At 68.3% G+C, this 14,615-nt stretch carries 12 protein-coding genes; 5 read left to right on the top strand and 7 right to left on the bottom strand.

The genetic code is table 11. The features are described 5' to 3' along the window. Positions 1-25: 25 nt before the first annotated feature. The 4 genes from folP (at position 26) to ACPYN9_RS02185 (ending at position 4,002) form a co-directional block, all read left to right on the top strand. The gene (gene folP, locus ACPYN9_RS02200) at positions 26-952 is read left to right on the top strand and encodes a dihydropteroate synthase (RefSeq protein WP_424463523.1); all 927 of its coding nucleotides are present in this window, start codon (positions 26-28) and stop codon (positions 950-952) included. A gap of 62 nt (positions 953-1,014) precedes the next feature. Beyond that, positions 1,015-1,797, top strand: a complete 783-nt coding sequence (locus tag ACPYN9_RS02195; RefSeq protein ID WP_424463522.1) for a dihydrofolate reductase family protein — start codon at positions 1,015-1,017, stop codon at positions 1,795-1,797. A gap of 112 nt (positions 1,798-1,909) precedes the next feature. Continuing rightward, positions 1,910-3,322 carry a D-alanyl-D-alanine carboxypeptidase/D-alanyl-D-alanine endopeptidase gene (gene dacB, locus ACPYN9_RS02190; RefSeq protein ID WP_424463520.1) on the top strand — a complete coding sequence of 471 codons (1,413 nt, stop codon included), beginning with the start codon at positions 1,910-1,912 and terminating at the stop codon, positions 3,320-3,322. 113 nt (positions 3,323-3,435) lie between these two features. After that, a complete protein-coding gene (locus tag ACPYN9_RS02185; protein ID WP_424463518.1) occupies positions 3,436-4,002 on the top strand; it encodes an isochorismatase family protein in 567 nt (188 codons plus the stop codon). Between the two features lie 164 nt (positions 4,003-4,166). Here ACPYN9_RS02185 and ACPYN9_RS02180 read toward each other — a convergent pair whose 3' ends face one another. The 7 genes from ACPYN9_RS02180 to ACPYN9_RS02150 form a co-directional block, all read right to left on the bottom strand. Further along, positions 4,167-6,173 carry an ABC transporter ATP-binding protein gene (locus ACPYN9_RS02180; protein WP_424463516.1) on the bottom strand — a complete coding sequence of 669 codons (2,007 nt, stop codon included), beginning with the start codon at positions 6,171-6,173 and terminating at the stop codon, positions 4,167-4,169. Positions 6,174-6,372: 199 nt separating this feature from the next. Then, positions 6,373-7,782 carry an MFS transporter gene (locus ACPYN9_RS02175; protein ID WP_424463514.1) on the bottom strand — a complete coding sequence of 470 codons (1,410 nt, stop codon included), beginning with the start codon at positions 7,780-7,782 and terminating at the stop codon, positions 6,373-6,375. A gap of 236 nt (positions 7,783-8,018) precedes the next feature. Beyond that, complete coding sequence (gene ribA, locus ACPYN9_RS02170; RefSeq protein ID WP_424463512.1) at positions 8,019-8,651, bottom strand: GTP cyclohydrolase II; 633 nt, start codon at positions 8,649-8,651, stop codon at positions 8,019-8,021. A 17-nt stretch (positions 8,652-8,668) separates the two neighbouring features. Beyond that, on the bottom strand, positions 8,669-9,406 hold the full coding sequence (locus ACPYN9_RS02165) for a polyprenol monophosphomannose synthase (protein WP_424463510.1): 738 nt from the start codon (positions 9,404-9,406) through the stop codon (positions 8,669-8,671). 92 nt (positions 9,407-9,498) lie between these two features. Further along, the gene (gene trpS / locus ACPYN9_RS02160; protein ID WP_424463509.1) at positions 9,499-10,506 is read right to left on the bottom strand and encodes a tryptophan--tRNA ligase; all 1,008 of its coding nucleotides are present in this window, start codon (positions 10,504-10,506) and stop codon (positions 9,499-9,501) included. Between the two features lie 76 nt (positions 10,507-10,582). After that, positions 10,583-11,431 (bottom strand): exodeoxyribonuclease III, encoded by an 849-nt coding sequence (locus ACPYN9_RS02155; RefSeq protein ID WP_424463507.1) that lies wholly within the window; start codon positions 11,429-11,431, stop codon positions 10,583-10,585. Positions 11,432-11,503: 72 nt separating this feature from the next. Then, positions 11,504-12,685 carry a YihY/virulence factor BrkB family protein gene (locus ACPYN9_RS02150; RefSeq protein WP_424463505.1) on the bottom strand — a complete coding sequence of 394 codons (1,182 nt, stop codon included), beginning with the start codon at positions 12,683-12,685 and terminating at the stop codon, positions 11,504-11,506. Positions 12,686-12,746: 61 nt separating this feature from the next. Here ACPYN9_RS02150 and ptsP point away from each other — a divergent pair, with 61 nt between their 5' ends. Beyond that, on the top strand, positions 12,747-14,438 hold the full coding sequence (gene ptsP / locus ACPYN9_RS02145; protein WP_424463504.1) for a phosphoenolpyruvate--protein phosphotransferase: 1,692 nt from the start codon (positions 12,747-12,749) through the stop codon (positions 14,436-14,438). Positions 14,439-14,615: the final 177 nt, after the last annotated feature.

Below are 14,615 nucleotides of genomic sequence, written 5' to 3'. Positions count from 1 at the left end.
AAGTCCCCTCCCGTACCCTGAGGGGATGCTCGAGTCTCGGCACCACGACCCCCAGCCGCATCCGCCGCTCGCCTTCCCGAAGCTGCGGTATCCGGCACACCGGCTCGGCTCCGGCGAGGCGTTCGACTTCTCCCGCCACATCGCCGTCATGGCGATCGTGAACCGCACGCCCGACTCGTTCTACGACGGCGGCGCGACGTTCGGCCTGCAGAGCGCCGTGGATGCGGTGCTCGCCGCCGAGCGCGCCGGTGCCGACATCGTCGACATCGGCGGGCAGCCCTTCGCGCCGGGCGAGGAGCTCTCCGAAGCTGAGGAGATCGAGCGGGTCGTGCCCGTGATCCGAGCCGTGCGGGAACGCACCTCCGTGCCCATCTCGGCAGAGACCTATCGGGCCCGCGTCGCCGAGGCGTGCATCCGGGCCGGTGCCGGCATCATCAACGACACGAGCGGCCTGCGAGACGAGGACCTGGCGCGAGTTGTCGCAGACTCCGGCTCCCAACTCGTCATCACGCACAGCGTTGCCGCGCCGAGGGCGACGCTGAGCCGTCCCCGGTACGGCGACGTCGTGGGGGAGGTGCGTGCGTTCCTGCAGACCCGAGCCGATCGTGCCCTCGAGCTGGGCGTCGGGGAAGACCAGCTGATCATCGATCCGGGGCACGACCTCAACAAGAACACGCTGCACACGCTCGAACTCACTCGTCGCTTCGACGAGATCTCGTCGCTCGGGTTCCCATCGCTGGCGGCCGTCTCCAACAAGGACTTCATCGGCGAGACACTCGACCGGGAGAAACGAGAGCGGCTCGCAGGGTCGCTCGCCTCCGCCGTGGCGTGCATCCTGCTCGGCGCCCGGATCGTCCGCATGCACAACGTGCCAGAGGCCGTCGACGCGACCCGCATGACCGAGGCCATCCTCGGCCTGCGAGCCCCCGCCTACACGCGACACAACGTGTAGCGCTCACCCGCCTCGCATTCGATTCACCAGTGCCACGCACATCCGCGTGGCATGCTCTCTGCATGAACGCCCCAACGCCCGTGATCCGTTCGCTCCTCGGTCCCGCCGGTCACCGCGAATGGCTCGACGACGAGCAGCTGCTCGCGCACTACGCCTACCCCGCGAACGGTGCGTTTCGCCTGAACTTCGTCGCGAGCGTCGACGGGGCTGCGATGGGCGGCGACGGGCGGTCGGGGAGCCTTGGCACCGCGGCCGACCACCGCGTCTTCGAGCTGCTGAGGCGACTCGCCGACCTTGTGCTCGTCGGCGCGGGCACCCTCCGTGATGAGGGATACGTGGGGCTCAGGGTCTCAGAAGCCTCCGTTGCATGGCGGGAGGAACGAGGGCGTCCCGCACACCCGACGCTCGGCATCGTCTCGAACCGGCTCGCCCTCGACCCGAAGCATGAGATGTTCGCGGATGCGCCGGTCCCGCCGATCGTCGTGACGCCCGTGTCCGACCCCGAGCGGCTGGCGCCGTTCAACGAAGTCGCGACCGTGCTCAGCGTGCCCGAGCACCCCGATCGCCCGGGGAACCTCGACGTCGCCGAACTGCGGGCCATGCTGCACGACCTCGGACACCGCGAGGTGCTCTGCGAGGGCGGCCCATCGCTGTTCGGCGAGGTCAACGCCCAGGGCGGGTTCGACGAACTCTGCCTCACCGTTTCCCCAGCCGTGGTCGGCGGGCAGGGGACCCGCATCGCGCACTCCGAGACGCTCGCGCAGCATCCGCTCGCCCTTGCCGGAGTCCTCGAGTGCGACGACACCATCCTGCTGCACTACCGTCGCTCCGCCGGCCTGAACTGACGCGGGCGGTCGCGCGGTCGCGCGCTGGAGGGCGCATCGGGGCGCCGAGTAGACTGGCAGCTTGCCGCGCCGTCGAGCGAGGAAGCGGCGATCGGACACACTCGGAGGTGACATGGCCGAAGCGGGAAGCTCGCGGCAGCGACGCTCAGGCGCCGGCCGCATCATCGGCTTCGCCCTGGCCGGGATCCTCGCCCTCGGCGCGGGCTTCGCGGTAGGTGGCGGTGGATTTGCCCTCGTGGCTCCCGCCCTCGCCAGCGAGGCTCAGGAGCCCGCCCCGAAGACGCTCGGCGCGGTCAGGGAGGCTCCCTCGGCCCCCGCAGCTGCCGAGCCGGTGCGCACCTGCTCGATCGAGGACGTCGCGAGCGCAGCGGGTGCCCTCGACTTTCACGGCGTCGTCGTCGACACCGAGAGCGGCGAGGCCATCTACGAACGCAAGGCGACGGACGCCGTCCCGACCGCATCGGTGATGAAGCTGCTCACCACGACTGCCGCGATCGAGGTCCTCGGCCCCGACTTCCGCATTCCGACGAGGGTATTCGCAGGCAGCGACCCAGGCACCGTCATCATCGTGGGCGGGGGCGACGTGACGCTCGCCTCGACCGACAGCGGCGCAGCAAGCTACTACTCCGGCGCCACGGCCACGCTCGCTGAGCTTGCGGCGCAGACCCGCGCAGCCTGGTCGAGCGACCCCACGCTCTCCAGCACGCCGCTCTCACAGGTTCTCGTCGACACGTCTGCCTTCAGCGGAGCGCAATGGCAGCCCTCGTGGTCGCAGGCCGATCGCACCGACGGCTACATCAGCCCCATCTCCGCGCTCATGGTCGACGGCGGCCGCCAGAACCCCGCCAGCCTCGTCTCGCCGCGCACCGACAACCCGAGCGGTGCCGCCGCGTCGGCCTTCGCCGCCAAGCTGGGGGTCGCAACCACGGGCGCCGCCGCCGACGTGCCGGACGGCGCGAGACTGCTCGCGGAGGTCTGGTCGCAACCCGTCTCAGAACTGGTGCACTACGCGCTCATCGACAGCGACAACAACGTCGCCGAGATGCTCGCGCGGCTCGTTGCGATCGAGCAGGGCGTTGGAACCGACTTCGGTGCCATCCAGGCTTCCACGAGCCAAGCCCTCGCGGGACTCGGGCTCGACACCGAAGGGCTTGTGCTCGCCGACGGCTCGGGCCTCTCCGCCGACAACCGCGTGCCGCCCGAGCTCGTCGCCGATCTGCTCCAGGTCATCTCGAAGCCAGAGGTCGCTGCGTCCCAGCTTCTCGACGATCTGCCGGCCTCCGGACAGACCGGCACACTCCAGAGCCGGCTGACACAGCTCGGTGTCCCACCCGGCGCCATCACCGCCAAGACCGGGTGGATCAACGAGGTCTACGCGCTCGCCGGGTACGTCACCGCGGCCGACGGAAGCCGCCTCACCTTCGCTTTCTTCGTCGTCGGTGCGGTCACGCCCGCCAACCGCGACGCTCTCGACGCCATCGCCGCACGCACGTACTCGTGTGGAGCATCCCTCGCCAATTGGTGACCGGTGCGGATGCGCGTGACGGCGCCCCAACAGCAGCCCGCGTCGCCGCAGCAGCACGACGAGCCAGCCACCCCGCCCTCGCTCATCCAGGCGGCCTGCGGCAGACTGGGCACATGAGCCGAGCACTGCTGATCGTCGACGTCCAGAACGACTTCACCGAGGGCGGCGCCCTCGAGACCGACGGAGGCGCGGCCGTTGCCGCCGGCATCACCGAGCACCTGGCCGACACTAGCGGCGACTACACGGTCATCGCGGCCTCCCGCGATTGGCACGACCCAGACAGCGACAACGGCGGCCACTTCCACCCGCAACCCGACTTCGTCGACAGCTGGCCCGAGCACTGCGTGGCAGGCACTGCGGGCGCCGACTACCACCCCGCCCTCGACACCAAGCTCATCGACCTGCACATCTTCAAGGGGCAAGGTGCCCCCTCATACTCGGCGTTCGAAGGCCAGACCGCTGACGGCGAGACGCTCGCCGACGCACTCCGCCAGCGCGGCGTCGACGAGGTCGACGTCGTCGGCATCGCCACCGACCACTGCGTGCGCGCATCCGCCCTCGACGCCCACCGGGCCGGATTCAAGGTCCGCGTCATTGACGGCCTCACTTCCGCCGTCTCCGCCGAGACTCGCGCCACAGCGCTCGAGGAACTCCGTTCCGCCGGCATCACCGTCGAGTAGTCCGCCCCGTATCCACGACTCTGCGCGCGCACGCCGCGCGCCCTCGTCTCGGGATGGGTTCCTCACCTCGGGATGGCTTGCTACCCATCCCGAGATGAGGAACCCATCTCGAGAAGTGGCGCTCCTCGCGGGCGAGACGGTCGACGGCCGGTGTCGGCACCCGGTCAGCGGGGAAGCAGCAGCTGGTGCTGTGCGAGCTCGCGGTAGAGGGGGACCGTGTCGACGAGTTCACCGTGCTTGCCACGGCCGAGCACCTGCCCGTGCTCGAGGACAACGATCTCGTCGCTGTCGACAACCGTGGAGAGCCGGTGGGCGATGACGATGACGCTGCGACCCTCGGACACCTTGTCGAGGGCATCCCGCATGAGTCGCTCGTTGGCGCCGTCGAGGGCGGATGTGGACTCGTCGAGGAGCAGGATGGGCGGGGCCGACAGCAGGGCACGCGCGATGGCGAGCCGCTGGCGCTCGCCGCCGGAGAGCATGACGCCTGATTCCCCGACCTGGGTGTCGAGGCGGTCGTCGCTGCGATCGAGCACATCGCCGAGGTTCACCTCGCGGAGCACCTGCTCGCAGGCGATGTCGTCGGCGTCCGGCCGGCCGAGCAGCAGATTCTCGCGAAGGCTGCCGGCGAGCACTGGCGCATCCTGCTGCACGTACCCGAACTGGGCGCGCAGCTGCGCGCGGTCGATGGAGCGCAGGTCGACGCCACCGAGCCGGATGCTCCCGCCGGTCGGATCGTAGAAGCGCTCGAGGAGGGCAAGAGCGGTCGACTTGCCGGACCCGGAGGGGCCGACAAGGGCGAGGCGCTCGCCGCGGCGCAGCTCGAAGCTGACGCCGTCGAGGACGAGCGGCGCATCGATCCGCGTCTCAGCTCCGTCCTCGGCGAAGAGTCGCGCGTCGGGGTCGGAGGCGGCGCCCGTCATAGCGGCGGCCATGCCCCCTCGCGACGATTCGCGTCGGATCGTCTCGAGTCTGGCGGCGGCGCGCTCGCGGGCGGCGCGGGCGCGGACGACGTCTTCCGGGTAGTGGAACGAGACGTTCTCGAACGCCACGGCGGGCGCATCCGGTGCTGCGTGCTCGTGTGCTGGGCCGACGAGCTCGACGAGCGGCGCCGCGGAACGGTCATCGGCGCCCTCTTCCGGGATGGCGATGATCTCCTCAATGCGACCCAGCGCGCCGAGGGCCGTGTTGACCGCCGTGAGCGCGCCAAAGAAGAGGCCGAGCGGCATGATCATCATGAAGAGGAACATGATGAAGGCGATGAGGTTGGCGATGCTCAGGTCTCCCGCGGCGACGCGCAGCCCGCCGACGCCGAGCACGGCGATGAGCGCGCCCTGCATCGCGAAGCCTGCGACGGGAACGATGAATGCGGAGATGCGGGCCACGTCGAGGCCTCGCTGATAGGCCCCGACGGCATCGGCATCGACCAGGCGCTCCTCGCGCTCGGTGGCGCCGAAGGCTCGGACGGTGCGAACCGACGAGATGGCGCGTTCGACGGATGCGGTCAGGTCGCCGACCTTCTGTTGGGCGGCCGCGCTCGCCTCGCGGATGCGCATGGACATGCCGACGACGAGCAGGAGGGCGAGCACCACCACGGTGAAGGTGATGAGGAACAGCACGCCGTCGAGCAGGATCATGGCGATGACGGCGCCGATGAAGGTCAGGGCGCCGCCGATGGCTTCGACGAGCCCCTGCGTCAGCACGGCACGAAGCATGGTGGTGTCGCTGCCGACTCGCGACACCAGATCCCCGGTGCGCCTCGCATCGAACTCGGCGACGGGCAGTCGCAGGAGTTTCGCGACGAGCCTGCGGCGCGTGTTGAGCACGATGGACTCGCCCGTGCGCTGCAGCAGGAAGTGCTGCACGCCGTTCGCGATCGCCCCGAGCACGACGGCGCCGACGAGCACCCAGACCACCCAGGCGGCGATGGTCCCGACCTCGACCTGTCCGATGAGCACGTTCACGAGCAGCGGCTGCGCGAGGCTCAGCGCCGAGCTGAAGACACTGATCGCGATGATGCCAGCCAGTAGAGGCTTGTTGACGAGCAGGTGGGGGAGGAGCTGCTTGAACGTCGCCCGCGGCGCGCCTGTCGTCGAGCGATCGGGCCGCCCCGGGAATCCCCTGCGCTTCTTCGGCGCGGTCTCCGCGCCGCCGACCGATCCTGAACTCACTGGCTTGTCGCCCAAACTCCTGGCCTTTCGCCCGAAGCGCGCCGAGGTGCGCGCACGCCGATAGCGCGCATCCGAGTGCACGCATCCGCCAAGGGTACCCGGCCCGACTTGGAGCACCTCGCGCTGTGGAGAGGGCTGCGACGCAGACGGGGCCGCGCATCCGCAGTGGATGCACGGCCCCGTTGGCGAGGTGCGTGAGCTACTTCGTGTTGGTCACGTACGCAATGTCGCGGGTCTCCTTGGAGATGAGGAGTGCCACGAAGGTCAGCACGGCCGCACCGGCGAGGTACACGCCGACCCAGAACGGGCTTCCCTCGCCGAACGCCCAGAGCGCGATGAAGACGGTCGGCGCGAAGCCGGCGCCGAAGACGCTGGAGAGGTTGTACGCGATAGCGCTTCCCGTGTAGCGCACGTTCGCGGGGAACAGCTCTGGGAGGACGGCGCTCATCGGGCCGAAGGTGAGCCCCATGAGCGTCATGCCGATGACGAGCATGCCCTGCGTGCCGATGAAGCCGCCCGCGAGGAGCGGCGTCATCGCGAACCCGAAGACGAAGATCGCGCCGGTGGTCCACAGCAGCATCTTGCGGCGACCGTACTTCTCGGCGAGCGGACCGGAGACCAGCGTGAAGATGCCGAAGAAGACGACCGAGACGATGAGCATGATGAGGAAGGTCTCGCGCTGGTAGCCGAGGCCAGGCACCCAGGTGCTGGGGTCGAAGGCCTCACCTGCAGCGAGAGCCTTGGCCTCCGCCTGCTCCGTCGTCGCCTTGGTGCCGAACGACAGGGTGAACGCGGTCATCATGTAGAAGAGCACGTAGGTGGCGAGCATGATGAACGTGCCGAGGATGATCTGGCGCCAGCTGGACTTGAACGCGGCGAAGAGCGGAACCTTCGACACTTCGCCGGATTCGACGACCTTCTCGAACGCGGGCGTCTCCATGAGGCTGATGCGCACCCAGAGGCCGACGATCACGAGGATCGCGCTGAGCAGGAACGGCACACGCCAGCCCCACGCGAAGAAGGTCTCGTCGCTCATGAAGTGCGAGAGCAGCACGAACAACAGGTTGCCGAGGATGAACCCGATGGGGGCGCCGAGCTGCGGGAACGTGCCGTAGATGGCGCGCTTGTTGGCCGGGGCGTTCTCGGTGGCGAGGAGGGCGGCGCCGCTCCATTCGCCGCCGAGGCCGAGGCCCTGGCAGAAGCGCATGATGACGAGCAGCGTGGGCGCGAGGATCTCCCAGCCGGGCGTGAGGGCCGTGGGGAGGAGCCCGATCGCGAAGGTGGCGATACCCATCGTGAGGAGGGTCGCGACGAGTGTGCCCTTGCGGCCGATGCGGTCGCCGAAGTGGCCGAAGAGGATCGAGCCGATGGGGCGCGCGATGAAGGCGACGCCGAAGACGGCGAACGAGGCGAGGAGGGCGGTCGTCTCGTTGTCGTTCGGGAAGAAGAGGGCCGGGAAGACGAGGCTCGCCGCGGTCGCGTAGATGTAGAAGTCGTAGAACTCGATCGAGGTGCCGACGAGGCTCGCGGTGAGAACCTTGCCGCGCGAGTTCTTGACCTCGAACTCTTCGACGGCTGCACCTGGCGTGGTCTTGCTAGGGGATGACACGTTGCTCCGATGTAGCTGGCTCGCTGGTGAGTCAGGGTTCGGGGGCGGGTTGCGCGGTTCCTCGCTCAGAGCAGCGGTGGGTGGAACGCGTCTGACCGCTCTGATGAGAGGCCGCGTGACGCGTGCTCGACAGGATGCTTGTGGCTTCCGGCCGAGTCGAGGCTACACGGCATTCGCCGCTCTCGCTGACCCGCTACCCAATCCCCTCCGCGTGGTGTACGTGCTCGAAGCGTCGCTCAGCTCGCGGCGTCGTCGCTCGGCAGCTGCGGGAGCTCGCTCATGATGTGTCCCATGCGCTGGACCTTGGTCGTCAGGTACGCGAGATTCGCGTCTTCACGGCCGACTTCGAGGGGCACCCGTTCCTCGACGACGATGCCGTGCGCCTCGAGCGCCTCGGCCTTCGCCGGGTTGTTGGTGAGCAGGCGGATGCGCGAGATCTGCAGGTCATCCAGCATCTGCGCTGCCGCCGTGTAGGCGCGGCTGTCGGCTGGCAGACCGAGCGCCAAGTTCGCATCCACCGTGTCGAGTCCCTGCTCCTGCAGGGCGTAGGCGCGCAGCTTGTTGAGGAGTCCGATGCCTCGGCCCTCGTGGCCGCGCAGGTACAGCACGATGCCTCCGTCGCGGCCGATGGCCTCGAGCGACGCGTCGAGCTGCGGACCGCACTCGCACTTCAGCGACCCGAAGGCCTCGCCGGTGAGACATTCGGAGTGCACTCGGACAATGGCGCCGTTGTCGGGCTCGCCCGAGATGATGGCGAGGTGCAGCTGCCCGTCGGCGTCGTCGCTGTACGCGCGGAAGCGGAGCACTCCGTGCTTCGTCGGAATCGAGGTCTCAGCCTCGAAGGTGATGGATGACGGTGAGTCGCTCATGGGGGATGCGCCTTTGCTCAACGACCGGTCAGGCGCGAGAGTGCGCCGAGTCGGTAGCCGAGGCCCCAGGCGAAGACTCGCCAGACAGCCTCGACGATGATGTCGCTCGACATCTTGGATGCACCTTCCTGACGCTCCACGAATGTGATGGGCACTTCGCTGACGCGGATGCCCGAGCGCTCGAACAGCCAGGCCATCTCGATCTGGAAGCAGTAGCCGGCGCTCTTGATGCGCGTGAGGTCGAAGCCCTGAAGGAGGTCGACGCGGTAGCCGCGGTAGCCGGCAGTGATGTCGCGGATCTTGCTCTGCAGCAGCACGCGAGCGTAGATGGAGGCGCCTCGGGAGAGGATCTGCCGCTGCAGCGGCCAGTTCTCGGTGCGCCCGCCCGGCATCCATCGCGTGCCGATAACGAGGCCCGCGCCCGCGTCGAGCGCATCGATCATCTCGGGGAGCTTCTCGGGCGGGTGCGAGCCGTCGGCGTCGAACTCGAAGACGTACTTGTACCCGCGCTCCGCGGCGATTGCGAAGCCCTCGAGGTAGGCGGTGCCGAGGCCCAGCTTGCCTGCGCGGTGCAGTACCGAGACGCGTTCGTCGGCAGCGGCCATCTCGTCGGCCATGTCGCCGGTGCCGTCTGGGCTGTTGTCGTCGACGACCAGTACATGAATGCGCGAGTCCGCACCAAGGACGCGGTCCACGATGGAGCGGACGTTCTCGCGTTCGTTGTAGGTGGGAATGATGACGAGCGTTTCGGGCATTGCGTCATCCTAGCGCGGGGAGACCGCAGAGAAGTCGTGTTCTTCCGGCCTGTGCATCGGGGTCGAAAGGCGCACGCGAACTGCGGGGCTGATCAGCGAATCGGCTCGGGGAATCCGACGCGCTCGTAGACCTCGCGGAGGGTGGCCAGGGCGCGTTCGTTGGCCCGCTCGGCGCCACGGGCGAGAATACGATCGAGCTCTGCGGGGTCGCTGAGGAGTTCGTTGGTCCGCGCACGGATGGGGGCGAACGTCGCCTCGACCACTTCTGCGAGCCCCTTCTTCAGGTCGCCGTATCCACCGCCCGCGTACTGCGCGGTGACCTCGTCGATGGTCGTGCCGGAGAGGACGGAGGCGATGGTGAGCAGGTTCGAGACGCCCGGCTTGTTCTCGCGGTCGAATCTGATCTCGCCGTCGGCGTCGGTGACCGCGCGCATGATCTTCTTGCGCGTGACCAACTCGTCGTCGAGGAGGCGCAGGAGGCCCGCGTCCGACTCAGCAGACTTCGACATCTTCGCCGTCGGGTTTTGCAGGTCGTAGACCTTGGCGGTCTCCTTCATGATGTGCGGCTCAGGCACGACGAAGGTGTCGCCGAAGCGCGAGTTGAAGCGTTCGGCGAGATTGCGGGTCAGCTCGATGTGCTGGCGCTGGTCTTCGCCGACCGGAACGGAAGCCGCCTGGTAGAGCAGGATGTCGGCTGCCATGAGCACCGGATAGGTGAAGAGACCGACGGTGGTGGTGTCTGCCCCGTAGCGCTGCGACTTGTCCTTGAACTGGGTCATGCGGCTGGCCTCGCCGAAGCCGGTGATGGTCGAGAGCACCCACTGCAGCTGTGCGTGCGCGGGCACCGCCGACTGCACGAACAGGATCGACCGCTCCGGGTCGATGCCGGCTGCAATGTATTGCGCTGCCGTCACGCGCGTGCGCTCGCGCAGCGACGCGGGCTCGAACGGCACCGTGATGGCGTGCTGATCGACGACACAGTAGATGGCCGTGAAGTCCTCTTGCATGGGCACCCAGTTGCTGAGCGCGCCCACGAAGTTGCCGAGGTGCAGCGAGTCGGCGGAGGGCTGCATGCCGGAGAAGAGCACGGGCTTGGTCATCAGTTGATCCTCTGGGTCTTGCGTTCGGTCGTTCGTGGCGGATGCGCCGCGAGCGGATGCGCGGCGGAGCGGGGTGTCAGAACGTGTAGTCGACGACGACGGGTGCGTGATCCGACCACCGCGTGTCGTAACTTGCGGCCCGGTCGACGGCGTAGTTGGCGGCGCGGTTCGCCAGGTCGGGAGTGGCGACCTGGTAGTCGATGCGCCAGCCGGTGTTGTTGTCGAAGGCCTGCCCGCGCTGAGACCACCAGGTGTATGGGCCCTCGATGTCGCCGGACAGCTTCCGACCGACGTCGACATACCCGAGGCCCGTGCCCGTCGAACCGTCTGCGCCCTCGACGGACGCACCCGCGTCACCGAAGATGCGGTCGAAGTAGGCGCGCTCGCGCGGCAGGAAGCCGGCTCGCTTGACGTTGCCCTTCCAGTTCTTGATGTCGAGCGTCGTGTGCCCGACGTTCAGGTCACCGACGACGAGGGAGTGCGCGCTGTGCGCCTGCAGCTCTGGAAGTCTCGCGCTCATGGCGTCGAGGAACTTCCACTTCTCCTCCTGCTTTGGGGTGTCGGCCTCGCCAGAGTGCACGTAGCAGCTCACGACCGTGAGCGGGGTGCCGTCGATGTCGAAGTCGGCCTCGATCCAGCGACCGGCGGAGTCGAACTCTTCTGGGCCAAGTTCGGTGCGCACCTCGCGGATGGGGAGGCGAGACGCGATGGCGACTCCGGCCCGGCCCTTCGCGGTGGCGACGTGGTCGTGCAGGTTCCAGTCGGCCTCGTCGATGAGCTTGCGCAGCTCCTCGCTCGGCGCTCGCACTTCCTGCAGTGCGAGGATGTCGACCTCGCGTTCGGCGAGCCATTCGCCCATGCCCTTCTTGTACGCGGCACGGACTCCGTTGACGTTCACTGACGCGATGCGAATGGTCTGAGGCATGCGTTCGAGTCTAGACGCGACCACCGACGCGCGAGCCGTCGTGGCCGTCGCGCCCGTCGGAGGGCCGGGAGATCAGACGCGCCCGCCCTGGAACCGGCGCCGCTGGGCCTCCGCCTCGATGCGGCGTTGCTCGCGCTGCAGCGTGCGGTACTCCGCCATCGCCCGCCACCGGAAGAACCGCGGTGCGGCGTTCAGGCGCTCCCTCGATTCGAGGACCTCGGTTGCGATCCGCTCCCGCTCGGCTCTGAGGATCGTGTCGCTCGACTCCTCCCTGGCCTCCTTTGCGGTGAGCAGCCGCGGCGACGCCCCGATGTCATCCATCGTCACCTTGACCCACGCGGCCGTCAGCAGAAGCACGGTGCAGAGGAGGTTCAGGAAGATCATGAGACCGAGCAGCACGGCGAAGGATGCGACCAGCGGATTGCTCGTCGCCCCGCCGATGAGTGCGGTCGAGATCTGCTTCAGGATGCCGATGACGATGGCGCCGAGGAAGGCGGCGAAGAACAGGGAACGGGTCGGGATGCGCAGCCCGGCGAGGATGCGCAGGATTCCGGCGAGAACGACCGTGTCGAAGCCGAGAAGGATGAGCACCGTCACGATGCGGATGGCGACGAGCGCGACTGAGCTCGACTCGTCGATGCCAACGGCGCCGAGTAGCGAGGAGAGGAACGTTGACGACAGCACGGTGAGGGCCGCCGAGATCGCGAGGGCGACTGCGAAGGCGAGCAGGAAGCCCAGGTCGATGAGCTTCTGGACGACGAAGTTGCGCTTGGTGGCGACAGGGACATCGAAGATCGTGCGGATGCCCGTGCGGGCCTGGCCGAGCCAGCCGAGCGCGGTCCCGAGGGTACCGATCAGCGCGATGGCGCTGGCCCACCCGAATGCGCCGGTGTTCTCGAGCACGCTCGGATCGATCGCCCCGTCCTCACCGATGAGCCCGGGCAGAGAGGAGTTGAGCACCCCGATCAGACCGTCGCGCAGTTCCGTGTTCGTGGTGAGGAAGATGCCCGCGACCGAGAACAACAGCCAGATTCCCGCGAAAATCGAGAAGATAGCTGAATACGCCATGCCGCCCGCGAGGACCGAGGCGCTTCTCGCTCCGAAATGAGCGAAGACTCGGGCTGGGCGGGTAGCTTGTGCCCAGGCGATGAGCGCTGCCATGCGCTCGCCGAACGGCGCCTCCGGGGGGAACTTCGGAAACGGCGGCGCGAACGTAGAACTGCGCGAACTCTTTGCTGAGTCTTGCTCGGTCACGGTCGAAGCCTACGTTGCTGTGCCGATACGCTGTCTGAGTTACCAGCACGAAGGAGTTGCTATGAAATACACGGGGTTTGGCGTCGGGACCGGCGTCGCTTTCGGTGAAGTCCTGCGCATGCCTGATCCGCTCCCCGAACCGGCCGACGAGCGCGCCACCGGCGACGCCGCGACCGAGTACGAGCGGGCCATCACCGCACTCCGTGAAACCGGCGAGGCGCTCGCGGCTCGTGCGGCGACCGTCGACGGTGCGGCCAAGAACGTCCTGGAATCCCAGGCCATGATGGCGGCAGACCCGTCGCTGGCAGACAGCATCAAGGCGGCCACCGAGTCTGGCAAGACCGCTGAGCGTGCCGTCTTTGAGTCGTTCTCCTCCTTCGCCGAGATGCTCAAGAGCCTCGGTGGTTACCTCGCAGAGCGCGCAACCGACCTCGGTGACGTCTCGCAGCGCGTCATCGCCCTACTCCGCGGCGTGCCCGCGCCGGAGGTGCCCTCGAGCGACACCCCGTTCATCCTCGTCGCCCACGACCTCGCTCCCGCTGACACCGCGAAGCTCGACCTCTCGAAGGTCCTCGCGCTCGTCACGCGCGACGGCAGCCCGAAGGCGCACACGGGCATCCTCGCTGCAGAGAAGGGTCTGCCCGCTGTGGTCGCCGTCAAGGAGGCCGACAGCCTGCTCGACGGCATGACGATCGTCGTTGACGCCGCTAAGGGTCAGGTCATCACCGAGCCGACGCCGGAACGCATCGCCGAGGCGCAGGCCGAGATCGATCGCGTCGCTGCGATGAAGGCCGCACCCGTCGAGCCGGGCGAGCTCGCCGACGGCACGCCGGTCCAGATCCTCGCCAACATCGGCAAGCCGGCCGATGCGGAGCGCGCGGCCGCGCTCGGCGCCGAGGGTGTCGGACTCTTCCGCACCGAGTTCCTCTTCCTCGACAGCGACACGGCTCCGAGCGTCGAGAAGCAGACCGCCGACTACACCGCGGCGCTCGCGCACTTCCCCGGCAAGAAGGTTGTCGTGCGTGTGCTCGACGCCGGTGCCGACAAGCCCCTCGCGTTCCTCACCGAGGCCGACGAGCCCAACCCCGCGCTCGGGCTCCGCGGCATCCGCGTGCTCATGAAGAAGGAGCAGATCCTCCGCGACCAGCTCCAGGCGCTCGCGAACGCGCAGGCCGCGACCGAGGCAAAGGTCTGGGTCATGGCCCCGATGGTCTCCGACGCGCACGAGAGCGAGCACTTCACGTCGCTCGCCCGTGAGTACGGCCTCATGACGGCCGGAAGCATGATCGAGGTGCCCTCGGCCGCGCTGCTGGCGGAGCAGGTGCTGGAGTCGAGCGACTTCGTCTCGGTCGGCACCAACGACCTGACGCAGTACACCCTGGCCGCCGACCGCCTCCTCGGCAGCGTCGCGTCGTTCCAGGACCCGTGGCACCCCGCGGTGCTGCGCCTCATCGAGCGCATCGGCGAGGCTGGCGAGCACCACCAGAAGAACGTCGGTGTGTGCGGCGAGGCTGCGGCCGACCCAAACCTCGCCATCGTGCTCGTTGGCCTCGGAGTCCGATCGCTGTCGATGGCGCCTCCCGCGTTCGTCGAGGTGCGCGCGGCGCTGAAGCGTGTGACGCTCGAGCAGGCCAAGGAGATCGCCAACCTCGCCATCTTCGCGAAGTCGGCAGACGAGGCGAAGGGTCGAGTTGTCGACGCGCTCGCCACCCGCGGTGTCATCACGACTGCCGTGCCTGTCGTCGAGTCCTAGCCACTCGAGTCGAGGCCGCGCGGTTCGCCGTCGGCCAGGCAGATCCCGAGCGGGGTGCATCCGGAGCGTTCCGGATGCACCCCGCTTCTGCATGCTCCGGGTGCGTGGGTCGCTCCCCGGGTCGTCGTGTGAAGTCATCCCTGCTGAGGTCGGAGGCAGAGGCGTATAGTTGTACGG

Source organism: Pseudoclavibacter helvolus (assembly GCF_049707175.1).
Lineage (GTDB): Bacteria > Actinomycetota > Actinomycetes > Actinomycetales > Microbacteriaceae > Pseudoclavibacter > Pseudoclavibacter helvolus_A.
The sequence above is the reverse complement of the archived record's forward strand: the minus strand, read 5'-3'. Positions and strand labels throughout refer to the sequence as shown.